The organism is Microbacterium sp. ARD31 (genome assembly GCF_031844425.1).
This window is the reverse complement of record NZ_JAUZVE010000002.1, coordinates 549424-571316: the sequence shown is the minus strand read 5'-3', so window position 1 is coordinate 571316 and position 21893 is coordinate 549424. Positions and strand designations below refer to the sequence as shown.

Annotated in this window: 22 protein-coding genes; 11 read left to right on the top strand and 11 right to left on the bottom strand. The window is 73.1% G+C overall.

The features are described 5' to 3' along the window. Positions 1–708: a DUF3105 domain-containing protein gene (locus tag Q9S36_RS09430; protein ID WP_396653737.1), complete on the bottom strand. Its 708-nt coding sequence runs from the start codon at positions 706–708 to the stop codon at positions 1–3. Positions 709–900: 192 nt separating this feature from the next. Here Q9S36_RS09430 and Q9S36_RS09425 point away from each other — a divergent pair, with 192 nt between their 5' ends. The 4 genes from Q9S36_RS09425 (at position 901) to Q9S36_RS09410 (ending at position 7537) form a co-directional block, all read left to right on the top strand. Beyond that, complete coding sequence (locus tag Q9S36_RS09425; RefSeq protein WP_311284885.1) at positions 901–2262, top strand: multidrug effflux MFS transporter; 1362 nt, start codon at positions 901–903, stop codon at positions 2260–2262. A gap of 115 nt (positions 2263–2377) precedes the next feature. After that, complete coding sequence (locus tag Q9S36_RS09420) at positions 2378–3073, top strand: phosphatase PAP2 family protein (RefSeq protein ID WP_311284884.1); 696 nt, start codon at positions 2378–2380, stop codon at positions 3071–3073. 9 nt (positions 3074–3082) lie between these two features. Further along, on the top strand, positions 3083–5074 hold the full coding sequence (locus tag Q9S36_RS09415; RefSeq protein WP_311284883.1) for a helicase HerA-like domain-containing protein: 1992 nt from the start codon (positions 3083–3085) through the stop codon (positions 5072–5074). Between the two features lie 3 nt (positions 5075–5077). After that, positions 5078–7537 carry an FdhF/YdeP family oxidoreductase gene (locus Q9S36_RS09410; protein WP_311284882.1) on the top strand — a complete coding sequence of 820 codons (2460 nt, stop codon included), beginning with the start codon at positions 5078–5080 and terminating at the stop codon, positions 7535–7537. Here the strand turns inward: Q9S36_RS09410 and Q9S36_RS09405 are convergent. Then, positions 7534–7746 (bottom strand): three-helix bundle dimerization domain-containing protein, encoded by a 213-nt coding sequence (locus Q9S36_RS09405; protein WP_311284881.1) that lies wholly within the window; start codon positions 7744–7746, stop codon positions 7534–7536. The two genes, Q9S36_RS09410 and Q9S36_RS09405, sit on opposite strands and share 4 nt — an antisense overlap. Positions 7747–7858: 112 nt before the next feature. On the opposite strand from Q9S36_RS09405, the gene Q9S36_RS09400 reads away from it, so the two are divergent. From Q9S36_RS09400 to Q9S36_RS09390, 3 genes are read left to right on the top strand one after another with little or no spacing between them, the layout of a single operon-like run. Further along, on the top strand, positions 7859–9439 hold the full coding sequence (locus tag Q9S36_RS09400) for an SDR family oxidoreductase (RefSeq protein WP_311284880.1): 1581 nt from the start codon (positions 7859–7861) through the stop codon (positions 9437–9439). A gap of 35 nt (positions 9440–9474) precedes the next feature. Next, positions 9475–9951, top strand: coding sequence for a molybdenum cofactor biosynthesis protein B (locus Q9S36_RS09395; protein ID WP_251451091.1), 477 nt, complete (start codon positions 9475–9477; stop codon positions 9949–9951). After that, positions 9951–10376, top strand: coding sequence for a molybdenum cofactor biosynthesis protein MoaE (locus tag Q9S36_RS09390; RefSeq protein ID WP_396653736.1), 426 nt, complete (start codon positions 9951–9953; stop codon positions 10374–10376). The genes Q9S36_RS09395 and Q9S36_RS09390 overlap by 1 nt, the downstream gene beginning before the upstream one ends. A gap of 34 nt (positions 10377–10410) precedes the next feature. On the opposite strand, the gene Q9S36_RS09385 is transcribed toward Q9S36_RS09390, so the two are convergent. The 6 genes from Q9S36_RS09385 to Q9S36_RS09360 form a co-directional block, all read right to left on the bottom strand. Next, a complete protein-coding gene (locus tag Q9S36_RS09385) occupies positions 10411–10644 on the bottom strand; it encodes a MoaD/ThiS family protein (protein WP_311284879.1) in 234 nt (77 codons plus the stop codon). Then, positions 10644–10976, bottom strand: a complete 333-nt coding sequence (locus Q9S36_RS09380) for a DUF6457 domain-containing protein (protein ID WP_311284878.1) — start codon at positions 10974–10976, stop codon at positions 10644–10646. The genes Q9S36_RS09385 and Q9S36_RS09380 overlap by 1 nt, the downstream gene beginning before the upstream one ends. A gap of 147 nt (positions 10977–11123) precedes the next feature. Next, positions 11124–11753 (bottom strand): NTP transferase domain-containing protein, encoded by a 630-nt coding sequence (locus Q9S36_RS09375; protein WP_311284877.1) that lies wholly within the window; start codon positions 11751–11753, stop codon positions 11124–11126. Then, the gene (gene moaC / locus Q9S36_RS09370; RefSeq protein ID WP_311284876.1) at positions 11750–12232 is read right to left on the bottom strand and encodes a cyclic pyranopterin monophosphate synthase MoaC; all 483 of its coding nucleotides are present in this window, start codon (positions 12230–12232) and stop codon (positions 11750–11752) included. The genes Q9S36_RS09375 and moaC overlap by 4 nt, the downstream gene beginning before the upstream one ends. After that, complete coding sequence (gene glp / locus Q9S36_RS09365; RefSeq protein WP_311284875.1) at positions 12229–13464, bottom strand: gephyrin-like molybdotransferase Glp; 1236 nt, start codon at positions 13462–13464, stop codon at positions 12229–12231. The genes moaC and glp overlap by 4 nt, the downstream gene beginning before the upstream one ends. Continuing rightward, positions 13461–14558 (bottom strand): ThiF family adenylyltransferase, encoded by a 1098-nt coding sequence (locus tag Q9S36_RS09360; RefSeq protein ID WP_311284874.1) that lies wholly within the window; start codon positions 14556–14558, stop codon positions 13461–13463. The genes glp and Q9S36_RS09360 overlap by 4 nt, the downstream gene beginning before the upstream one ends. Positions 14559–14675: 117 nt before the next feature. Here Q9S36_RS09360 and Q9S36_RS09355 point away from each other — a divergent pair, with 117 nt between their 5' ends. From Q9S36_RS09355 to Q9S36_RS09340, 4 genes are read left to right on the top strand one after another with little or no spacing between them, the layout of a single operon-like run. Next, entirely contained in the window at positions 14676–15068 is a 393-nt protein-coding gene (locus Q9S36_RS09355) for a TOBE domain-containing protein (RefSeq protein WP_311284873.1), read from the top strand. Positions 15069–15091: 23 nt separating this feature from the next. Next, on the top strand, positions 15092–15901 hold the full coding sequence (gene modA / locus Q9S36_RS09350) for a molybdate ABC transporter substrate-binding protein (RefSeq protein ID WP_311284872.1): 810 nt from the start codon (positions 15092–15094) through the stop codon (positions 15899–15901). After that, the gene (locus tag Q9S36_RS09345; protein ID WP_311284871.1) at positions 15898–16728 is read left to right on the top strand and encodes an ABC transporter permease; all 831 of its coding nucleotides are present in this window, start codon (positions 15898–15900) and stop codon (positions 16726–16728) included. The genes modA and Q9S36_RS09345 overlap by 4 nt, the downstream gene beginning before the upstream one ends. Further along, on the top strand, positions 16725–17873 hold the full coding sequence (locus tag Q9S36_RS09340) for an ATP-binding cassette domain-containing protein (RefSeq protein ID WP_311284870.1): 1149 nt from the start codon (positions 16725–16727) through the stop codon (positions 17871–17873). The genes Q9S36_RS09345 and Q9S36_RS09340 overlap by 4 nt, the downstream gene beginning before the upstream one ends. On the opposite strand, the gene Q9S36_RS09335 is transcribed toward Q9S36_RS09340, so the two are convergent. Genes Q9S36_RS09335 through cydD form a run of 3 tightly spaced genes read right to left on the bottom strand, consistent with a single transcriptional unit; the run spans position 17857 to position 21848 of the window. After that, a complete protein-coding gene (locus Q9S36_RS09335) occupies positions 17857–18402 on the bottom strand; it encodes a GNAT family N-acetyltransferase (protein WP_311284869.1) in 546 nt (181 codons plus the stop codon). The two genes, Q9S36_RS09340 and Q9S36_RS09335, sit on opposite strands and share 17 nt — an antisense overlap. Before the next feature lie 9 nt (positions 18403–18411). After that, on the bottom strand, positions 18412–20160 hold the full coding sequence (gene cydC, locus Q9S36_RS09330; protein ID WP_311284868.1) for a thiol reductant ABC exporter subunit CydC: 1749 nt from the start codon (positions 20158–20160) through the stop codon (positions 18412–18414). After that, entirely contained in the window at positions 20157–21848 is a 1692-nt protein-coding gene (gene cydD / locus Q9S36_RS09325; protein WP_311284867.1) for a thiol reductant ABC exporter subunit CydD, read from the bottom strand. The genes cydC and cydD overlap by 4 nt, the downstream gene beginning before the upstream one ends. Positions 21849–21893: the final 45 nt, after the last annotated feature.

Below are 21893 nucleotides of genomic sequence, written 5' to 3'. Positions count from 1 at the left end.
TCAGCTCTGCTTGCCGGGCGCGTCGAGCGCGCCGCTGCAGACGGCGTTGGGCTCGGGCACGTTCTGGCTGCGCCAGTACTCCTCGAAGAACGCGGGGATGCGCTCGTCATCGGCCGAGTCGAGCTGGAGCTGGGTGTTCCAGCCACTCAGCACGATGGGGGAGTCCAGGCCCTCGTACGGCGAGAGGATGACGTAGCTCGAGGGCAGGTGCGACCGGAGCGTGTCGAGTTCGTCGCCCGACACCCGTTCGGCGTCGTAGGTGACCCAGATCGCGCCGTGCTCCATCGAGTGGACGGCGTTCTCGTTCGGAACCGGCTGGTCGTACACGCCGCAGTTGAGCCAGACGGCGTTGTGCGGGCCGCCCGCGGGCGGGCTCTGCTCGTACTCGACGGTGCCCTCGACGTGATCGGTGGCGTTCTCGAAGGTCTCGACACCCTCGATCTCGGCGCCGGTGCTGTCGCCGGCGGTGTACGAGGGCGGTGCCGGCGGCGCGAAGACGATGGAGGCCACGATGAGCGCCACGACCGCGACGGCGGCCGTCGACCCGACGACCCACCAGACGAGCTTGCTGCGCCGGCGCTTGGCGAGCTGCTTCTGGTATTCGGCCAGCTTCTCCTGGCGGCGCTGCTCGCGCTGCTGCTTGACGGTCAGATTGATCTCGGCCTGCTTGGCGGGGTTGCCGCTGCGCTGCCTGTCGGTCGGGCTCACGCAGACGAGTTTATGCGGCCGCATGGGGTGGAGGCTGGACAATGCCTCCGATGACGCCGACAGTGCGGCGGGCGGCATCCGCTATCCTGGACTCGAATCGATTCGACCGCGACATCCTTCGCCCTCACGATTCCTCCTCGCACCGCCAGACGCACGTGCGCCTCGCTCGCCCTCGACTCAGAGATCCCCGCCTTGCTCGACACCGCCTCCCTTCCCGTCGTCCGGCCCGACGCATCGCGCTCCCAGCCGCCGCGCCAGCGCCCCCAGCCCCCGCACACCGGAGCCATCCGCGCGATCGGGTCGAACCCGGCCACGGCGCCGATCGTGCTGCACCCGGGCGACTCGATCTCGAGCCGCCGCCGGGTGCTGTACATCATCCTGCTGGGCGCGCTCACCGCTCTCGGGCCGTTCACGATCGACCTCTATCTGCCGGCCTTCCCGGTGCTCGAGGCGGACTTCGAAACGACGTCCGCGGCCATCCAGCTGACGCTGACCGGCACGATGCTCGGATTCGCCCTGGGGCAGCTCATCGTCGGCCCGCTCAGCGACAAGGTCGGACGGCGGCTCCCGCTCCTCATCGTCACCGCGCTCCACGTGGTCGCGAGCGCGGCGGCGGCCCTCGCCCCCACGCTCGAGCTGCTGTCGCTGTCGCGCGTGTTCATGGGCGCGGGTGCAGCGGCGGGCGGCGTCGTCGCCGCGGCGATCGTGCGCGACCTGTTCGGCGGCCGTCGCCTCGTGGTCATGCTCTCTCGCCTGGCCCTGGTCTCGGGTGCCGCGCCCGTCCTGGCTCCGCTCGTGGGTTCGGCTCTTCTGCTCGTGATGCCGTGGCGGGGGATCTTCGTCGTCCTCGCCGTCTACGGCGCGGTGATGCTCGTGTCGGCGATCCTGTTCATTCCCGAGACCCTTCCGCCGGCCCGTCGGCACGAGCGCGGCGCGACCACGGTGTGGCAGCGGTATCGCAGCGTCTTCACCGACCGCGTCTTCATCGGCGTTCTCTTCATCGGCGCCATGACCTTCAGCGGGCTGTTCTCCTACCTGTCCGCCTCGCCGTTCCTGGTGCAGGAGAGCTTCGGCTTCGACGCGCAGCAGTACGGCGTGCTGTTCGCGGTGAACTCGATCGGCCTGGTGGTCGGCGTGCAGATCGCCTCGCGTCTGGCCGCTCGCTACGGACCGCAGTGGGTTCTGGCGTTCTCGACCGCGTCGCTGCTCCTGTGGGCGACGGTCATCGTCGTCAACGACCAGCTGGGGCTGGGTGTGTGGGGAACGCTCATCCCGCTGTTCCTGTTCATGACCTCGTGCGGCTTCACCTTCCCGTGCGTGCAGGTGCTGGCCCTCGATCGGCATGGCCGTGCCGCCGGCACGGCGCAGTCGATCATCGGCGCCACCAACTTCGGGGTGGCGGGGCTGATCTCGCCCGTCGTCGGCTGGATCGCGCAGGGCTCGGGCATCACGGCGACGACGATGGCCTCGGTGATGGCCGGATGCGCCGTTGTCGGTGTCGCGGCCCTCTGGCTGCTGGTGCGTCCGCGCACGGTGGAGCGTCTCGCGCCCTGACGCGGAGCACTCACCCGGCGCCCCGTGCAGCAACCTGCGCGGCGGGATGATCTCACGGATCGCCGGTTCTGCGCGAGCCGTGTTCACTTCCCGTTCACCCTGGCAGGATGACCCCATGAAGGATCACCCTGAGTCCGACGTCCGCGTAGCGTATCGCCGCCCGCTCTGGATCGGCACGGCCGCGGTGGTCGCCGGTGTGATCCTCGGCGTCGGCATCCTCGTCGGTCTCGGCAATGCCACCTTCGGCTTCGACGCGGCGTGGCAGGATCTGCTCTCGGCCAGCCGTGGGCCGGCGATGCTGGCCTTCTCGTACGCCCTGGACTGGATCGGCGGCGGATGGTTCGGTGTCTTCGCCGTGCCGATCGGCGTCGCGATCATCCTGCTCATCATGCGACGCCCGTGGGGTGCGGGGTTCTTCCTCGCCGCCGAGATCGTCAGCGTCCTCGTGGTGCAGCTCCTCAAGCAGACCATCGGTCGCGCGCGACCCGAGGACATCCTGGTCCACGCCGACGTCGGCTCCTTCCCGTCCGGCCACGTCGGCAACGCGGCCACGATCGCTGTCGCACTGTTCGTGCTGTTCCCGAAGGTGTGGGTCGCCGTCGGCGGTGCGGTGTGGACGCTCGCGATGGCCTTCTCGCGCACGTACCTCGGGGCGCACTGGATCAGCGACACCATCGGCGGAGCTCTCGTGGGCGCAGGCGCGGCGCTGCTGGTCGCCGCCGCCTTCGCCAAGCCCCTCGCCCGCGAGGAGGTCCGTCACGGCGCGAAGCGAGCCCCCGAAGCCGCCCCGGGCAACCCCGGCCCTAGCTAGGCTGAGCCCATGACTGCGTCGTCCGAGCCCGATCCCGCCGTCGCTGCCGCCGAAGCCGAGCTGGCGCGCCTGCGCGCCGAAGCCGAAGCAGCCGAAGCCCAGCTCAAGGCCGCCCAGGCGCGAGCCGCGCTCGCCGCCGCCGAAGCCGAGGCCGCGAAGTCGCGTGCGGCGGGACCCCCGGCGTCGACGACTGCCCCCTCGAGCACCGAACCCGCGAGCACCAAACTTGCGAGCGCCGAGCCCTCGAGGCCCGAGTCCTCGAGCGCCGAGCCCGAGCCCGAGCCCGAGCCCGAGCCCGAGCCCGCGGCCGCGGCCGCGGCAGCGGAGGCTGCACCGACGGCCGAGCCCGCCGCCGCGGAGCCCGCCGCCGGGCCACTGGATGCCGCCGAGGTCGACGCCGTGCGGCAGGGTTACGCCTTCGACGCCGAGACGCTCGACCTGGGCGCCCTGGTCAACACCGACCCGCTCCCGAACGTGCAGGTGCGCATTCCGCTCGCCATGATGAACCGGCACGGACTCGTCGCCGGGGCGACGGGCACGGGCAAGACCCGGACGCTGCAGGGTCTGGCGGAGCAGCTCGCCGCCAAGGGCGTTCCGGTGTTCGCCGCCGACATCAAGGGCGACCTCTCGGGTGTCGCCACGCCCGGTGTGGCGAGTGACAAGCTCCTGGCCCGCACGGTCGGCATCGGCCAGGACTGGCAGCCCGCAGCATCCGCCACCGAGTACTTCGCCCTCGGCGGTGTCGGCAAGGGCGTGCCCGTCCGCGCGACCGTGAGCGGGTTCGGGCCGCTGCTGCTGAGCAAGGTCCTGGGGCTCAACGCCACGCAGGAGTCGAGCCTCGGTCTGGTGTTCCACTACGCCGACGAGAACGGCCTCGCGCTCGTCGACCTGTCCGACCTCCGCGCCGTGCTCACCTACCTCACGAGCGACGAGGGCAAGGGCGAGCTGAAGGAGCTCGGCGGCCTGTCGGCGGCCACGGCGGGGGTCATCCTCCGCGAACTGATCACGTTCGCGGACGAGGGCGCCGACGTCTTCTTCGGGGAGCCGGAGTTCGACGTCGCAGAGTTCCTGCGCACCGCCCCCGACGGCCGCGGCATCATCAGCCTGCTCGAGGTGCCGGGGGTGGCGGACAAGCCCGCGCTCTTCTCGACGTTCCTCATGTACCTGCTCGCCGAGCTGTTCGAGACCCTCCCCGAAGTGGGCGACGTCGACAAGCCCAAGCTGGTGTTCTTCTTCGACGAGGCCCACCTGCTCTTCACCGGAGCCTCGAAGGACTTCACCGCGGCGATCGTGCAGACCGTGCGCCTCATCCGCTCCAAAGGCGTCGGCGTCTTCTTCGTCACGCAGACCCCCAAGGACGTGCCCGGCGACGTGCTCGCCCAGCTCGGATCCCGCGTGCAGCACGCCCTCCGCGCGTTCACCCCCGACGACGCCAAAGCGCTCCGTGCCACGGTCGGCACATACCCGCGATCGGGCTACGACCTCGAGCGCGTGCTGCAGGAGCTCGGCACGGGCGAGGCGATCGTCACCGTCATGAGCGAGAAGGGCGCACCCACCCCCGTCGCGTGGACGCGCCTGCGGGCTCCTCAGGGGTTGATGACGCCCACCCCGGATGCCGCGATCGACGCCGCCGTGGCGGCATCCCCGCTGCTGGCGAAATACGGGACCCCCATCGACCGGGAGTCGGCCCGAGAGCTGCTCACGGCGAAGATGAAGGCGGCCGAAGAGGCCGAAGCGGCCGAGCAGGCCGCCCTCGAGAAGGCGAAGATCGACGCGGAGTTCGCGCGTCAGCAGGCGGCGATCGACAAGGCGAAGGCGGATGCCGAGCGCAAGGCGCAGCAGGAGTACGAGCGGCTGCTGAAGAAGACGTCGGGCTCGTCCCGCACCACGCGATCGTCCCGCACGACGAAGAGCCCGCTCGAGCAGGTCCTGAACTCGAAATCCACGCAGACGATCCTCGGCGCCGTCATCCGGGGCGTATTCGGCACCGGCAGGCGCTGACCGATGGTGTCGAAGCCTCCCCGCACCGACATCGACGAGTCCCGACTGCGGGTGACCGACCCCGCACGGGTGGCGGTGGGCGTGCCGGCCGTCGCGCACGCCCTGCAGATGTCGATCGAGCAGATGGGGGTCGCGCGCAGCATCCGGACGCTCGCCCGCGTGAATCAGAAGGACGGCTTCGACTGCCCCGGATGCGCGTGGCCCGAGGAGGACAAGCGCCACGTCGCGGAGTTCTGCGAGAACGGCGCCAAGGCGGTGGCCGAAGAGGCGACGCTGCGACGGGTCGGCCCCGAGTTCTTCGCCGCGCACTCCGTGGCCGAGCTCGCCGAGCACGACGACTGGTGGCTGGGGCAGCAGGGACGGCTGACCCAGCCGATGGTGCTCGACGAGGGCGCGACCCACTACCGTCCGATCTCGTGGGACGACGCGCTGCGCGAGATCGCGACGCACCTGCGGGACCTCGCCGACCCCGGCGACGCGGTGTTCTACACCTCGGGGCGCACCTCCAACGAGGCGGCGTTCCTGTACCAGCTGCTGGTGCGCGGTCTCGGCACCAACAATCTGCCCGACTGCTCGAACATGTGTCACGAGTCCAGCGGATCGGCCCTGACCGAGACGATCGGCATCGGCAAGGGAACGGTGTCGATCGACGACATCCATCGCGCCGACCTGCTCATCGTGGCGGGGCAGAACCCCGGCACCAACCATCCACGGATGCTGAGCGCCCTCGAGAAGGCCAAGGCGGGCGGCGCCCGGATCATCGCGGTCAACCCGCTGCCCGAGGCCGGGCTCGTGAAGTTCCAGAATCCGCAGACCGTCCGCGGGGTGCTCCTGGGCGGCACCGAGCTGGCGGATCGGTTCCTGCAGATCCGGCTGGGCGGTGACCAGGCGCTCTTCCAGGCCATCGGAAAGCACCTGCTCGAGCGTGAGGCCGCGGTGGGCGGCATCCTGGATCGGGAGTTCATCGACGCGCACACGAGCGGCTTCGACGCCTACCGCGAGACGGTGACGGCCGTGCCGTGGCGAGAGCTCGAAGCGGCGACAGGACTCGCCGAAGACGTGCTGCGAGCCGTGGGCGACGACGTGGCCGCATCGTCGGCGACCATCGTGTGCTGGGCTATGGGGCTCACCCAGCACAAGCACTCGGTGGCGACTCTCCGCGATGTCGTGAACGTGCTGCTGCTGCGCGGCGACATCGGCCGTCCCGGCGCCGGGGTGTGCCCGGTGCGCGGCCACTCGAACGTGCAGGGCGATCGCACGATGGGCATCTACGAGAAGCCCGCCGAGGCGTTCCTCGAGGCGCTCGACCGCGAGTTCTCGTTCACCGCTCCGCGCGCCCATGGCTACGACACGGTGGCGGCCATCCGTGCGATGCGCGACGGCGCGGTGAGCTTCTTCATGGGGATGGGCGGCAACTTCGTCAGCGCCACCCCCGACACCGCCGTCGTGGAATCCGCAATGCGCCGGGTCGCGCTCACCGTGCAGGTGTCGACGAAGCTGAACCGCTCGCACGTCGTCACCGGTCGCCGCGCTCTCATCCTCCCGACGCTCGGTCGCACCGACCGCGACCGGCGCGGCGGACGCGAGCAGCGCGTCACGGTCGAGGACTCCATGGGGGCGGTCCACTCCTCACGCGGACGCCTGGCGCCGCCCTCCGACGAGCTGCTGAGCGAGGTGGCGATCGTCGCGCGGCTGTGCGGGATGCTGTTCCCCGGCGCCGCGCCGGGGGACGCGGACGGCTCGGCGACAGACCCGAGCCACGAAGGCGATCCCGACCGGGGCCTGCCGGAGCGGCCCGCGGCCGATCAGCCGCATCGGGCACCGGGCGACGCCGACGAGCGGGCCGGGTCGCGGCATCCGGCGGACGCGCCGCGCGCGGACTGGGCGGCCCTCGAGACCGACTACGCGATGATCCGCGCGCACATCCAGAGCGTCATTCCCGGGTTCGACGACTTCGAGGAGCGCATCGACAAGGGCCGGACGCTGCATCTGCCGAACGGTCCCCGTGACGCGCGCAGGTTCGCGACGCCCGACGGTACGGCGCGGTTCACCGCCAACCCGCTGGAGTACCCGCGCATCCCGCCGGGGCGGCTGCTGCTGCAGACGCTGCGCTCTCACGACCAGTACAACACCACGATCTACGGCAAGGACGACCGGTACCGCGGCATCCACCAGGGTCGCCGCGTCGTCATGGTCCACCCCGACGACATCGCCGAGCTGGGATGGCGTGATGGGGACGTCGTCGACCTGGTGTCGGAGTGGACCGGCGACGACGGGACGCAGCAGGAGCGCCGAGCGCCGGCGTTCCGCATCGTGCCCTACCCGACGCCCCGTGGGAACGCCGCCGCGTACTATCCCGAGACCAACGTGCTCGTGCCGCTGGAGTCCGTCGCCGACGTGAGCGGGACGCCGACGTCGAAGTCGATCATCGTGCGGCTGGAGCCGGCGACCGCGCCTGTCTAGGTCGCCGGCGTCGGGTCCAGGCGCTCCGCGACGGCCCGCTCGACCAGCACCGGAACGAAGTCGCGCACATGCGCATCGTCGAACGATGCGAACTCCTCGACGGTCAGCGCGCGGATCCGCTCCTCGGGGGTGTGGGGAAAACGCTCCGCAAGACGCTGCACGACGTGCATGAGGGCCTCATACTCGGAATCCGGGTCGGTGTTGCTCACCCCTTGATCATGAGCCCGCCGCGCCGCCGTGTCCATAGCCGGTCGGCACGCACGCGAGCGGATCGGTGTCAAGTCGTTGTCGGCGGCGCGGGGTGGACGTACCGTCGATCCCGTGACCGACCTGAGCTCGCCCACAGGAAGGGAAGAGGCGCTGCGCGCCCGCCCGCGACCTGACGGATCCGCCCCGCGCGCCCTGGTGCTCGGGGCCACCGGCTACATCGGCGGGCGCCTGGTTCCCCGGCTGCTCAACGCCGGCTACGACGTGCGGGTCCTCGCCCGCGACCCCGCCCGCGTCGCGGCGTTCTCCTGGGGCGCCGACGTCGAGATCGAGGAGGGATCCGCCGACGACGTCGAAGCGGTCGCGGCGGCCGTGGCCGAGGTCGACGTGCTGTTCTACCTCGTGCACTCGATGGCCGCCGGGCGCGGGTTCGAGGACGCCGATCTGCGGGCCGCCCACACCGTCGCGAGCGCCGCCGCGTCGGCTGGGGTGGGCCGGATCGTCTACCTCGGCGGCCTGCACCCGGACGGTGTCGACCTGTCGCCGCACCTGCGCTCGCGGGTCGAGGTGGGCGAGGTCTTCCTCGCCAGTGGGGTGCCGACCCTCGTGCTGCAGGCCGGTGTCGTGATCGGGTCGGGCTCGGCGTCGTTCGAGATGGTGCGTCACCTCACCGACGTCCTGCCGTACATGCCCGCGCCGAAGTGGGTGCGCAACCGCATCCAGCCGATCGCGGTGCGGGACGTCATGCACTACCTCCTCGGAGCCGCCCGCGTCGATCCCGACGTCAACCGCGCCGTCGACATCGGCGGACCCGATGTCCTGCGCTACGGGCAGATGATGAACGGCTACGCCGTCGAGGCCGGGCTGCACCAGCGTCCCATCGCGTCGCTGCCCGTCTTCACGCCGAATCTCGCCTCGCACTGGGTGAACCTCGTCACCCCCATCCCGCGGTCGATCGCGCGTCCTTTGGTCGCATCGCTGCAGAACGAGTGCGTCATGAAGAACCACGACGTGGACGCGCTGATCCCGCAGCCCGCGGACGGGCTGACCCCGTACCGCCGGGCGGTGCAGCTGGCCCTGCGCCGGGTGCGCGAGGATGCGGTCGAGACGAGCTGGGCCGACGGCGAGGTCCTGGGCGTCCCGAGCGATCCGCTCCCGAGCGACCCCGACTGGGCGGGCAAGGTCGTCTTCGTCGACGCGCGGACGGCGTCGACCCACGCGCCGGCCGAGGCCCTGTGGCGGGTGATCGAGGGCATCGGCGGCGAGAACGGGTGGTATTCATCGCCCGTGCTGTGGGCGATCCGCGGCTGGATGGACCGGCTCGTCGGCGGCATCGGACTGGCCCGCGGACGCCGCAGCCGCGACCGTCTCACCGTGGGCGATGCGCTGGACTTCTGGCGGGTCGAGGCGCTGGAGCCCGGCTCGTTCCTGCGCCTGCGCGCCGAGATGAAGGTGCCGGGGCTGGCATGGCTCGAACTGCGCGCCTCGCCCGAGAACGGCGGCTCGCGATACGAGCAGCGCGCGGTGTTCTTCCCCACCGGACTGGCCGGGCGACTGTACTGGATGGCGGTGGTCCCGTTCCACGGCTTCGTCTTCGCCGGCATGGCGAACCGCATCACCGCCGCGGCCGAGCAGCTGGCTGAGGACGAGGGGACGTCGACGGCGCCGGATGCCGTCGCGACGGCATCCGAGTGAGCACCGTGCCCGGGGTCGGGCTCTAGGGTGGAAGGATGCCGCACACCGCAGCCGTCGTGACCGTGTCGGACCGGTCGGCGGCCGGTGAGCGTCCGGACTCCAGCGGGCCGATCGCCGTGGCGGCTCTGCGCGCGGCAGGGTTCGCTTGCGAGGACGCGCTCGTCGTCCCGGATGGCGCCGACAGCGTCGAGCGGGCGCTGCAGGCACTCGCCGCCGGCGGCGCGCGGGTGATCGTGACCACCGGGGGCACCGGGGTCGGTCCGCGCGACCAGACCCCCGAGGGGACGCTGCGCGTCATCGACCGCGAGCTTCCCGGCATCGGCGAAGAGCTGCGCAGACGGGGCGTGAGCGAGAAACCCGCGGCGATGCTGTCGCGCGGCGTGGCGGGGATCGCCGCCCGCAGTCTCATCGTCAACCTGCCGGGGTCGACCGCGGCCGTCCGCTCCGGGATGCCGGTGATCCTCGCCGTCGCCGGTCACGTCATCGATCAGCTGGACGGGGGAGACCACTGATGCCCGTGCGCGTGGCCCGCATCTCGAACGACGCGCTCGAGCTCGACGCCCACATCGCAGCCGTCGAGGATCCCGCAGCGGGCGCCGTGACGACCTTCGTCGGGCGTGTTCGCGACCACGACCCCGACGCGCAGGGCGCGGTGGTCGCCCTGGAGTACTCCGCCCACCCGGATGCCGAGACCGCACTCGCGCGGATCGCCGAGCGCGCCATCGGCGACACCGACGCTCTGGTCGCGGTGAGTCATCGTGTCGGGCGACTCGCCGTCGGGGATGCCGCGGTGGTGATCGCGGTGGCCTCGTCGCATCGGGCGGAGGCGTTCGAGGTCTGTCGCGCGGTCATCGAGACGATCAAGACCGACCTGCCGGTGTGGAAGCGCCAGGTCGAGGCGGACGGCTCGACGGCGTGGAAGGGCCTCGGCGGCTGAATCGCGGCCCCGCGGGAGGCGCGGTCGGGTCGGCTCAGCCGCCCGCGAACGGGGGCAGGACGTCGACGACGTCGGTCGCCGCCAGGGCGGTGTCATCGGCGACGCGCTCGCCGCCCACGAGCACGGCGCAGCGCGGCAGGATGCCGCCGAGCTCCGGATGCTCGGCGGCGACGGCCCGCCGCAGCTCGCCCAGGGTCGTTTCGTCGCGCGACTCCTCGTCGCGACCCACGGCGTCTTCCGCCGCGGCGAAATAGCGGACGGTGGGCATCAGGCGATCCCGCCGATGCCGGGCTCGGGGTCTTCGGCGGCAGACTCCGCGGGCGGGGTGTCGACGTGGTCCACCGTGCCGGCAAGCGCGACCACCGCGGCGAGGGCGTCGCGGATCGCAGCGTCGTCGCCCCCACGCAGGCCCGCCGCCAGGCCGGCGGCGAACGCGCCGACGGGGGCGGCCGGCCGGGCGACGGCGGTGGCGACGTCGCGCGCCAGATCCAGGATGCCGGTCACCGGCACCTGCGCGGGGTCCAGGTCGAACCGCTCGCGGAGCGCGTCCGCCCACGCGTCGAGGGCTTCGGGGGGAAGGGTGCGGGACTGCTCGCTCATGATGTCTTCTCCGACCGGTTGCGGCTCGTGGCGCGGCGCGCCGGCCGCGTCATGATGATCTCACGCGCGGGCGCGGATCTCACGCGGGCAGGGATCTCATGCGCGCGGGGGTCTCACGGCAGCGGCGATGTCACGGCAGCGGCGATGTCACGGCTCCGAGGCGCCGAAGCGTCGGGCGTCGTCCCACGTGTCGATGTCATCGGTCAGGTCGGGCGCCCGCACCACGGTGATGGCCAGATCGGCCATGAGCTCTCGGACGGCGGCGTCGCGACCGTCGTCGGCGAGGGCGGATGCCGCGTCCTGCAGCGACCGGGTGCGATACATCCCGATGAGCCACTGCGGTCGGCTGCCGGCGTCTCCGAGGCACACCCCGTCCGCGTCGGCGGGGAGCAGACCACGGTCGGCCGACAGTCGCGCGACGGCATCGGTCACGCGGGGGAGGTCGGCGCCGACCAGCAGCGTCCAGCCGGGGGCGATACCCGAGGCCGCCCACTCGCGCAGCGCCGCGACGACACCCGCCGCCGGCCCGCCGAAGGGCGGATCCTCGCGCACCCAGTCGACCTCGAGTGCCGGGTCGAGCATCGGCCCGACCACGGTGACGGGCTTGGCCCCCGCGTCCAGGGCCGCGTCGACGGCCGCGCCCAGCAGGGTGCGACCGTGGACCACCAGCTGCGGCTTCGCCGCACCGCCCATACGCGACGCCCGACCACCCGCCAGCACGATGGCGCCGAGCGCCTCATCCGCGGCCGTGTGCCCCGTCGCCGTCCGTGCCGTCATGCGGGATCCTCGCCCGGGCGCACCCAGTCGCCGCTCTTGCCACCGGTCTTGGCGATGATGCGGACGCTCTCGATGGAGGTCGCCTTGTCGAGGGCCTTCACCATGTCGACCACGGCGAGCCCCGCGACCGTCACGGCCGTGAGCGCCTCCATCTCGACGCCGGTGCGGTCGGCGGTGCGGACGGTCGCCTCGATCGCGACGCCGGTGTCCTCCACCTGCAGGTCGACCACGGCGCCGTGGACGCCGATGACGTGTGCGAGAGGAAGCAGCTCGGGCGTGCGCTTGGCCGCCTGGATGCCCGAGATGCGGGCCACGGCGAGCACGTCGCCCTTGGGCACGGTCCCGTCCCGAAGCGCGGCGACGACTTCGGGTGCGCAACGGACGAATGCGCGGGCGGTCGCCGAGCGGACCGTGGGCTGCTTCAGGGTGACGTCGACCATGCGGGCGTGGCCCGCGGCATCCAGGTGGGTGAAGCTCATGAGATCAGCATGACATCGACCAGGTCGCCGGCTCCGACCATCTCGACCTCGGCGGGGACCACCGCGTACGCGTCGGCGCGCCCGAGTCCGCCCGCCAGGTGGGACCCTCCCGACGTCGCCGGCACGGCACGCCAACCCGCCGGATCGCCGCGATCGATCGAGACGGGCAGGTACTGACGGCGCCCGGGCGGCGTCCGCCAGCCGCGGGCGGCGGGGATGCGCAGCATCGGGCGGGCGAGGGTAGACCGTCCCTGCGCGGCGAGCAGAGCCGGCCGCACGAAGACCTCGAACGAGACGGCGGAGCTGACCGGGTTGCCGGGAAGCCCGAAGAGCAGGGTGCCGTCGTGCAGGGCCCCGAAGCCCTGCGGCTTGCCCGGCTGCATGGCCACCCCGGCGAACGACATGGCGCCGGCGAGCGATGTCTTGACCACCTCGTAGGCTCCGGCGCTCACGCCCCCGGAGAACACCACGACGTCGGCCCCGAGCTCCTGCGCCTGCGCGACGACCTCGGCCGGACCGTCGCCGTCGTCGGTGACGGTCGTGCGCAGCACGATCTCGGCGCCGCACTCGACGGCGAGACCGGCGAGCAGTTCGCCGTTGGACTCGGGGATCTGACCGCGCTCGAGCGGTCGGCCCGGCGGTACGAGCTCCGACCCGGTCGAGACCACCACCACCCGCGGGCGTCGCGACACCCGCACCCGGTCCACCCCGGCGGCGGCCGCGGCGGCGCGCTGCAGCGGGCCGAGCAGCACACCCGGGGGCAGGACCTCGTCGCCGGAGCGGGCGTCCTCGCCGCGGCGGCGGATGTGTGCGCCGGATGCGCGCGGTGCGCGCTGCACGTCGATCCGGTCGAGCGAGTCCGCCAGCCCCCGCGCGGTGTCTTCGAAGGGCACGATCGCGTCGGCATCGGTCGGCACGGGCGATCCGGTCATGATGCGCGCGGCCTCGCCCGTCGCCAGAGCGGGATCGTTCCCCGTGCCCGCCGGCAGATCCGCCACGACGCGCAGCGGGACCGGCGAACCCGGGGCTGCTGCAGCGACATCGGTGAAGCGCACGGCGAACCCGTCCATCGCCGAGTTGTCGAACGCCGGCAGGTCGACGCGGGCCCGCACGCTCTCGCGGAGCGTCAGACCGGCGGCGTCCGCCACCGCGACCTCGATCGCGTCGACAGAGCGCACACGGCCGAGCACGTCCTCGAGGTGCTCCTCGACCGTGCGCAACGGCGAGCTCATGCGCGCACGCCCCGTCCGCCGTGCGCGCCCTCGGCGGCATTCCATGCGCGCATCCCCCCGGCGAGGACGGATGCCGGGATGCCGGCTGCGCGAAGGGCCTCGGCCGCGCGACGGGCACGCATGCCGACCTCGCACACGATCACGAGGTCCTCGGCGCCGGCGAGCGCGCGGGGATCGGCCAGCAGCCGACCGAGAGGCACGTGGCGGGCGCCGGCGATCATCCCGGTCGACACCTCGTGGTCCTCCCGGACGTCGACGATCGTGGCACGCGCGAGGTCCACGCTCTCGGGCGTCACCTGGGGGACGGGCTGGACGGCGGCGGGGCGCACGCTCGTCCGCCGCAGCGCCACCTCGCGCTGACGGGCGCGCAGGCCGTCGATGACGAGCACGCGGCCCAGGAGCGGCTCTCCGATACCGGTGATGAGCTTCACCGCCTCCATCGACAGCAGCGATCCCACCTGCAGGCACAGCGCGCCGAGAACCCCGACCTCCTCGCAGGTCGGGACCTCGCCGACGCTTCCGGGCGGGTACAGGTCGGCGAGCCGCACGGGGGCCTCGCCCGCCGGCGGCGACGACCAGAACACCGTCACCTGTGCGTCGAACGCCTGAACGGTGCCCCACACCAGCGGCACGCCGAGTTCCTCGCAGGCCGCCGCGACCGCCTCACGGGTGTCGAAGGTGTCGGAGCCGTCGATAACGAGGTCGGCCCCCTCGAGCAGACGTCGAGCGTTGGAGGGCGAGAGCCGTTCGCGGACGCCGTGGACGAGCGTGTCGGACAGGTCCGCTGCCGCCCGAGCAGCACTGGCCACCTTCGGTTCGCCGGAGTCCTCGCGTCGGTGGATGACCTGACGCTGCAGGTTGGAGATCTCCACCACGTCGTCGTCGATGACGGTGAGGACGCCCACGCCGGCCGCCGCGAGGGCCAGGACCACGGGCGAGCCGATGCCGCCCGCGCCCACGACGGCGACGTGCGCGGCGGCGAGCCGTCGCTGCCCGAGGTCGCCGACTCCGGCGAGTGATCGGTGACGCGCCGTGCGGGCGCGCTCGGCCTCGCTCAAGGCGGCGACGGGCTCGACGAGCGGCGGCAGCGGCATCCTCCCAGGCTACCGCCGCGGCCTGGAGGCAGCGCGGCCGCTGACGCACCGCGCAGCGACCGCAGATGCGGTCGATGAAGCGGGTCAGCGCCGCAGATGCGGTGATACGGTGACGACATGGCGAGCTACAAGATCGCGCACGCCGCGCGGCTTCTCGGAGTGAGCGACGACACCGTGCGGCGGTGGGTGGACGCCGGCATCCTCCCCGTCACGCAGGCGAGCCCGGCCGAGATCCCCGGCGAGGCGCTCGCGGCCCGCGCCGTCGACCTGGCAGCCGACGGCGCCGACTCCTCGGACGCCCTCTCGAGCGCCCGCAATCGCTTCACCGGCCTGGTCACGCGCGTGCAGCTGGACGGGGTGATGGCGCAGGTCGACATCCAGTCCGGTCCCCACCGCATCGTCTCGCTCATGTCCGCCGAGGCGGTGCGCGAACTGGGCCTCGAGGTCGGCGCGCTCGCCGTCGCCGTCGTCAAGGCGACGACGGTCATCGTGGAAACACCGAGACCCTGAGTCCGCGAACCCCTCGGCTCCGAATGACTTCCGTGCGACATTCCTCCTCCCTGCGACCGCTTCTCGCGGCGCTGACGGTGGCCGCATCCGTCGCCGTCGGCGGGTGCGCCGCCGCCGGCGATCCGGATGCCGCGACCGGCGCGCCGACCGGGAGTGGGCTCTCGGGCGAGCTCACCGTCTACGCCGCGGCCTCACTGGGCGGCGCGTTCGATGAGATCGCCGCGCGTTTCGCCGAGCGGCATCCCGGGCTGGAGGTGCGCCCCATCGTCTACGACGGCTCGACGACCCTCTCGACGCAGATCCTCGCCGGCGCCCCCGCCGACGTCTTCGCCGCGGCGGACGAGGCCGCGATGGGCGTCGTCGTCGACGCCGGTCTCGCGTCGACCCCCACCGTGTTCGCCGCCAACACGCTGGTGATCGCGGTGCCGTCGGGCAACCCCGCCGGCGTGACGGCGCTCGAGGATCTCGCGCGTCCCGCCACCACCGTGGTGCTCTGCGCGCCGGAGGTGCCCTGCGGCGCCGCATCCCGGCGACTGCTCGACCGGCAGAACGTCGACGTCTCGCCGGCCAGTGTCGAGCAGAACGTCACGGCTGTGCTGACGAAGGTCGCCAGCGCCGAAGCGGACGCCGGTCTGGTGTACGCCACCGACATCGCCCGTGCGCGCGGTGTCCGGGCCGTTGCAGCCGAGGGGGCCGACCAGGTCGTCAGCCGCTATCCGATCGCCACCCTCGCCGACGCGGGGAACCCTGCGGCCGCTGCGGCCTTCGAGGACTTCGTGACCGGCCCCGAGGGGCGGCGCGTGCTCGCCGACGCCGGATTCGGGGCGCCATGAGTCTCGTGACCTCGACGCGCGCCGGCACGGCGCCGGCGAGCGGTTTCGTTCCGCGCATCCTCGCCCTCCCCGCGCTGCTCGGGCTGGCACTGCTCGTCGTTCCGCTGATCGCCCTGCTGAGCCGGGTCGAGTTCTCGACGCTGTGGCGGGACGTGACCTCGCCCGAGGCGCTCGCGGCGCTGGGCCTGTCGCTGCGGACCGGGCTGATCGCGACGGGCCTGTGCGTCCTGCTGGGCGTTCCGCTCGCGCTCCAGATGGCACGGATGCGGGCGCGGGGAGCCGCCGTGGTGCGCGCCCTCGTCACCATCCCCCTCGTGCTGCCTCCGATGGTCGGCGGCGTCGCCCTGCTGTTCCTGTTCGGACGTACCGGCTGGGCGGGTGCCGCTCTGGCGGAGTGGGGGATCCGTGTGCCGTTCACCACCTTCGCGGTCGTGCTGGCGCAGACCTTCGTCGCCCTTCCGTTCCTCGTCCTCGCCCTCGAGGGGTCGCTGCGAGCCACGGGGATCGGGTTCGAGCAGACGGCCGCAGCGCTGGGGGCGAGCCGGTGGACGATCCTCCGCCGCGTGACGCTGCCGCTGGCCGCACCGGGGCTCGTCGCCGGAGTCGTGCTGTGCTTCGCGCGCGCCATCGGAGAGTTCGGGGCGACGGCGCTGTTCGCCGGCAACGCACCGGGGGTCACGCAGACCATGCCGCTCGCCATCTACACCGCGTTCAACGGCGCGGGTGTGTCGCAGGGCACCGCCGTCGCGCTGTCGCTCCTGCTGCTCGTCGCCGCCGTCGCCGTGCTGGTGCTGGTGCGGGCATGGCGGGCGGAGGCGCCGCGGTGACCGGGCAGTCGCTCGACGCGCGGGTGACCGTGCATCGCCCGGGCTTCGATCTGGATGCCGCGATCGCGGTGTCCGCGGGCGAGACCGTCGCCGTGATGGGCCCGAGCGGCGCCGGCAAGTCCACGCTCCTCGCGACGCTCGCGGGGCTGGAGCGGCTGCACGCCGGACGCATCCGCGTGGGGGAGCGCACCCTCGACAGCGCGTCACGACCCCGGGTGCGGACCTCGCCCGACCGCCGCGGCGTCGTCCTGCTCGGTCAGGAGCCCCGTCTGTTCCCGCACCTCACCGCCCTCGAGAACATCGCCTTCGGTCCGCGTGCGGCCGGCACCGCGCGCACCGTGGCCGAAGCCGACGCCGACGAGTGGCTGTGGCGCGTCGGCCTCGACGGACTCGGCGCGCGGCGTCCGGTGCAACTGTCGGGTGGACAGCAGCAGCGCGTCGCCCTCGCCCGGGCGCTGGCGACCTCGCCGGCCGTGCTGCTCCTCGACGAGCCGCTCACCTCGCTCGACATCGAGACGGCCGCCGAGATCCGGGCCGTCCTGCGGGATCAGCTCAGCGCGACGCGCACCACCGCGGTCGTCGCCACGCACGACGCCGTGGACGCCGTCGCCCTGGCATCGCACCTGGTGGTGCTCGAGAGCGGTCGGGTGACCCAGTCCGGCTCGGTGCGCGAGGTCCTGGCCGCGCCCGAGACGAGGTTCGTCGCCGCTGTGGCAGGCCTCAACCGCGTGGTCGGCGCGGTGCGGGACGGGGTGTTCACCGCCGACGACGCCGAGATGTCGATCGCGGTCGGGCCGGCGTCCGGTGGGCGCGACGGGCCGGCCGTCGCGGTGTTCCGGCCATCGGCGACCGACATCGCGCGGGCCGACGCCGCCACCTGGACGGCGGCTCTGCGGCTGCCCTCGCCGACCGCGCCGGGCGAGTGGCTCGCGCGCGTCGTGCGGCTGGAGCCGACGCCGGCCGGTGTCCGGGTGCGCACGGCCGCACCCGATGTGGCCGTGGATCTGCCGGCGGACGGAGCGGCCGCTCTCGACCTCGCTCCCGGGACGCCCGTGCACGTGCGTGTCGGGGCGCGCGACGTGCGGGTGGTGGCAGCCCCCGGGGGGCCGACCGCCGCCGAGACCGGCGCTATCGCACGCGGCTGAGCGAGGTAGTCCGGCGTCGTTCGTGCAGCGTGTACCGGCGGCCGTCGGCGCCGGTGCGGTGATCGACGAGCACCCCGCCGTCCTCACTCCAGCCGTTCCGCTCGTAGAAGGTCGCGGCGCGTGCATTCCCCTCGAGCACCCACAGGTGCGCGTCGGTGAAGCCGGCATCCCGCAGTCCGCGCTCGGCCGCCGACAGCAGGGCCGCGCCGACCCCGGTCGACCAGTGGGAGGGGAGGGCGTAGAGGGCGAACAGCTGACCGCTGCCGGGACGCTCCTCGTCGACGGAAGGGCCGTACGCCGCCCATCCGACCACGCCGCCGTCGAGCTCGGCCACCAGCTCGGCCCCGCGCGGGTCGGCGTGCGTGCGGTCCCAGACGTCTCGCCGACGAGCCGCCTCGCGCTCCTCGTCCATGTGCGCGAGCACCTCGTCGTCGATGAGGCCGTCGTAGGCGGCACGCCACGTCGTCACACGGACGTGGGCGATCGCCGCCGCGTCGTCGCGGACGGCGGTGCGCACGGTGAGGGTCATCCGACGATGCTAGCCAGCGGACCCCGCCGCGGGCGTGGCCGTGGGCGCAGACCGGACGTGCCCGTCCTCGATGCGCACGACGCGGTCGACGAGGCCGTCGGGCGGCGCGACGTGGGAGATCAGCACCACGGACTGCTCCGGGCCGACCGCGGTCAGAAGGTCTCGCAGCAGGGCGTCCGCCGCGGCCGGGTCCACGCCGGCCGTCGGCTCGTCCAGCACGAGCACCGGGAAGTCGCGCAGAAGCGCCCGAGCGAGGGCCATGCGCTGCGCCTGCCCGCCTGAGACGAGGGCCCCGCGCTCGCCGACCCGCGCATCCAGACCACCGCGGTCGCGAAGCCACGCCCCCAGTCCCACCCGCTCGAGTACGGCCATGAGCTGCTCATCGGTCGCGGTGTCGCGGGCGAACAGCAGATTTTGGCGGATGTCCTCGTCGAAGAGCATGGGGTGCTGCTCGCACAGTCCCACCGTCAGCCGGACGTCGTCCGCGGCGAGAGCGGCCACATCGGCCCCTCCGATCTCATATCTGCCGTCGACGTCGAGGAAGCGCACCAGCGCGTGAGCCAGTGTCGTCTTGCCGGCGCCGCTCGGTCCCTCGACCAGCACGCGCTCGCCCGCCCCGATGCGCAGTCCGTCGACCACGAGAGAGGGTCGCGGCTGGGCCGCGCCCGGATCGCCCGGCCAGCGGATGACCGCTTTCTCGATGCGGAGGCCGTCGCCGAGCGGCGGCGCGAGCCCGGTGGGCGCGGGCCCGCGAGCCACGAGCTCGGCCGGCACGTCGTCGGGTACGGCATCGGCGACGCGCGCGGCGGCCGAGCGCACCTGGCGCCAGGCCGAGGCCGCGAGGGGGACGGCGGCGAACACCTCGAAGACCGCGATCGGCACGAGCACGGCGACGGCGAAGGCGGGGGCGCTGACAGTGCCGTCGGATACCTGGGGTGCGACCACCGCGATCGCCGCGATCGAGGCCGCGCCGGCGAGGAGCGACACGACGGCGGCCGTCCCCGCCTGCGCCGCCGTGCGACGGATCACGGCTCTGCGGAGCGCGGCATCGGCGTCGCGGATGCGACCGGTGCTGGTCTCGGCCGCGCCGTAGGCCTGCAGCACATCCAGACTCGCGAAGTGGTCGAGGACGGCGTCGGCCAGGCGGCCGCGGAGGGGAGCGATCGCCCGTTCCCACCGGGCGCCCGATGCCCAGCCCCACACGGTCGCCGCCGCGGCCGCCGCGGCGAGGCACGCCAGGAGAGTCAGTGCGGCCGGCACCGAGACGAAGCCGACGAGTACCACGGCGCCCACCGCGACCGCAGCCGAGGCTGCGAGTGGCTGCACGACGCGCAGCGGCAGGTTCTGCAGTTCGTCGACGTCGTCGACGAGGGTGCCCAGAACGGATCCGCGGCGCGTGCGGGCGAGGCCGTCGGGCGCGAGGGGGACGAGCCGGCGGACGAGATCGCCCCGGGCGGCAGCCAGGCGCCGGAGTGCGGCGTCATGCCCGCTCAGGCGCTCGAGATAGCGGAAGACCGCGCGCGACAGGGCGAAGAAGCGCACGCCGACCACGGCCGCGGAGAGGAACAGGACGGGAGGCTGCTCACTGGCCCGCACGATGAGCCAGGCGCTCACCGCCAGCAGGGCGACCGCCGAGGCTTCGGAGGCGAAACCGCTCGCGAGCGCGGGCCACAGCCGGCGGGCCGGCGGGAGCGCCCGACGCAGCACAGCGCGCTCGCGGGCGCGGGAGGAAAGAATCGAGGGCTCGGAACGAGTCATGCCGGAACCTCCGCCGGCTGCACCGGCACGACCGTGTCGGCGATGTCGCGCGCGGTCGCACGGTGAGAGACCAGCAGGACGATCGCGCCGGCATCCGCCAGGCCGCGCAGCGATGTCCACAGCCGCCGCTCCGTGGCGGCGTCCAGCGCCGAACTCGGCTCGTCCAGCGCCAGGACCGGCGCGCGACCCCGCAGATGCCGGTAGATCGCCCGCGCGACGGCCACGCGCTGCGCCTGACCGCCCGACAGCCCCGTCCCCTGCACACCCAGGTGCCGTCGGGGGTCGATGCCGTCCGCGCAGGCCAGTGTCAGCGCTCGGAGGACGAGGGACTCGTCGACCTCGGCATCGCCCAGCGCGACGTTCTCGCCCACGGTCCCGGCGATGAGGCCCGGATGCTGACCGGCCCACGCGAGCCAGCCCGCCGGTGCCAGCCCGCCCACCTCGGCGCCGCGCCATCGCGCCGATCCGTCGTAGGCCGCCGCGCCGCGGAGCGCGGCGAGCACGCTCGACTTGCCCGCTCCGCTGGCGCCCTCGATGAGCACCAGCTGACCCGGAGCCGCGTGCAGATCGACGGGGCCCAGGACGCGGTGGCCGCGCCGCACCCGCAGTCCGTCGACGGCGAGTGTCCGCTCTCCCGTCGCTCCCGACGGCGAACCGGTCCCGGTGGTGTGGAGTGGGCGCGCGCCGTCGGCACGCGCGGCGTCGAGGACGCCGAAGACATCCTCGGTGGCGGCGACCCCTTCGGCGGCCGCGTGGAACTGGACGCCGACCTGGCGCAGCGGCAGGTACGCCTCGGGGGCCAGGAGCAGCACGAACAGACCCACCGTCAGGGCGAGCGAACCGTCGATCAGCCGGAAGCCGATCGAGACGGCCACGATCGCCACCGATATGGACGCCAGGAACTCCAACGCGAATCCCGACAGGAACGACACGCGCAGCACCTTCATCGTCTCGCGTCGATAGCGATCGGTGACGGCCTCGATAGAGGCGGCCGCGCGATGCTGGCGCCCGAACACGGTGAGGGTCGCCAGGCCCTGCACGGTGTCGGCGAATCGGGTCGCCAGGTGCTGCAGCGTGCGCCACTGCCGGTGCTGGACCGCGCGCGTGGCGAGGCCGATGAGAACCATGAAGATCGGGATGAGGGGGAGCGTCAGAGCGACGGTGAGCCCCGAGATCCAGTCCTGCCACCACATCACCAGCACGAGCAGCGGCGTCGCCACGACGGTCTGCACGAGTTGGGGCAGGTAGCGGCCGAAGTAGGCCTCGAGGGCGTCGAGTCCCCGGCCGGCCGTCACCGCGAGGCCGGCTGTGCTGCGACGGGCCAGCCAGTCGGGCCCGAGCGCCCCGACCGCGTCGACGAGGCGTGAGCGCAGTTCGGACTGCACGCGCGCCGCGGCGCGCGCCGCCACCCACTCCCGCGCCCACAGCAGCACCGCGCGCGCCGCGACGGCGACCGCGAGGAGCGCCAGCGCGCGGGCGATCTCGCCAGGAGGAGCCGCGTCCACGACACCGACCAGCGCCTGCGTGAGCAGCCAGGCGATCGCGACGATCGTGGCCGTCTGGGCCAGGGCGACGAGCGCGATCGCCGCGAAGAAGCCGCGCGAGGCGCGAGCGTAGCGCAGCAGTCGCGGGTCCACCGGCCGCACACGCTCGGGGCGCGCGCCGGTCGCGGCATCCGTTTCGATCATCGCTTCTCGACCCTATCCGCCACGCGCGCCTTGATCCCGGCGCGA

Coding starts and splice junctions, on each gene's coding strand:
- Q9S36_RS09420 (WP_311284884.1), top strand. CDS start 2,378: ATGAAGGATCACCCTGAGTCCGACGTCCGCGTAGCGTATCGCCGCCCG.
- Q9S36_RS09415 (WP_311284883.1), top strand. CDS start 3,083: ATGACTGCGTCGTCCGAGCCCGATCCCGCCGTCGCTGCCGCCGAAGCC.
- Q9S36_RS09410 (WP_311284882.1), top strand. CDS start 5,078: ATGGTGTCGAAGCCTCCCCGCACCGACATCGACGAGTCCCGACTGCGG.
- Q9S36_RS09395 (WP_251451091.1), top strand. CDS start 9,475: ATGCCGCACACCGCAGCCGTCGTGACCGTGTCGGACCGGTCGGCGGCC.
- Q9S36_RS09390 (WP_396653736.1), top strand. CDS start 9,951: ATGCCCGTGCGCGTGGCCCGCATCTCGAACGACGCGCTCGAGCTCGAC.
- Q9S36_RS09385 (WP_311284879.1), bottom strand. CDS start 10,644: ATGCCCACCGTCCGCTATTTCGCCGCGGCGGAAGACGCCGTGGGTCGC.
- Q9S36_RS09380 (WP_311284878.1), bottom strand. CDS start 10,976: ATGAGCGAGCAGTCCCGCACCCTTCCCCCCGAAGCCCTCGACGCGTGG.
- Q9S36_RS09375 (WP_311284877.1), bottom strand. CDS start 11,753: ATGACGGCACGGACGGCGACGGGGCACACGGCCGCGGATGAGGCGCTC.
- moaC (WP_311284876.1), bottom strand. CDS start 12,232: ATGAGCTTCACCCACCTGGATGCCGCGGGCCACGCCCGCATGGTCGAC.
- glp (WP_311284875.1), bottom strand. CDS start 13,464: ATGAGCTCGCCGTTGCGCACGGTCGAGGAGCACCTCGAGGACGTGCTC.
- Q9S36_RS09360 (WP_311284874.1), bottom strand. CDS start 14,558: ATGCCGCTGCCGCCGCTCGTCGAGCCCGTCGCCGCCTTGAGCGAGGCC.
- Q9S36_RS09355 (WP_311284873.1), top strand. CDS start 14,676: ATGGCGAGCTACAAGATCGCGCACGCCGCGCGGCTTCTCGGAGTGAGC.
- modA (WP_311284872.1), top strand. CDS start 15,092: ATGACTTCCGTGCGACATTCCTCCTCCCTGCGACCGCTTCTCGCGGCG.
- Q9S36_RS09345 (WP_311284871.1), top strand. CDS start 15,898: ATGAGTCTCGTGACCTCGACGCGCGCCGGCACGGCGCCGGCGAGCGGT.
- Q9S36_RS09335 (WP_311284869.1), bottom strand. CDS start 18,402: ATGACCCTCACCGTGCGCACCGCCGTCCGCGACGACGCGGCGGCGATC.
- cydC (WP_311284868.1), bottom strand. CDS start 20,160: ATGACTCGTTCCGAGCCCTCGATTCTTTCCTCCCGCGCCCGCGAGCGC.
- cydD (WP_311284867.1), bottom strand. CDS start 21,848: ATGATCGAAACGGATGCCGCGACCGGCGCGCGCCCCGAGCGTGTGCGG.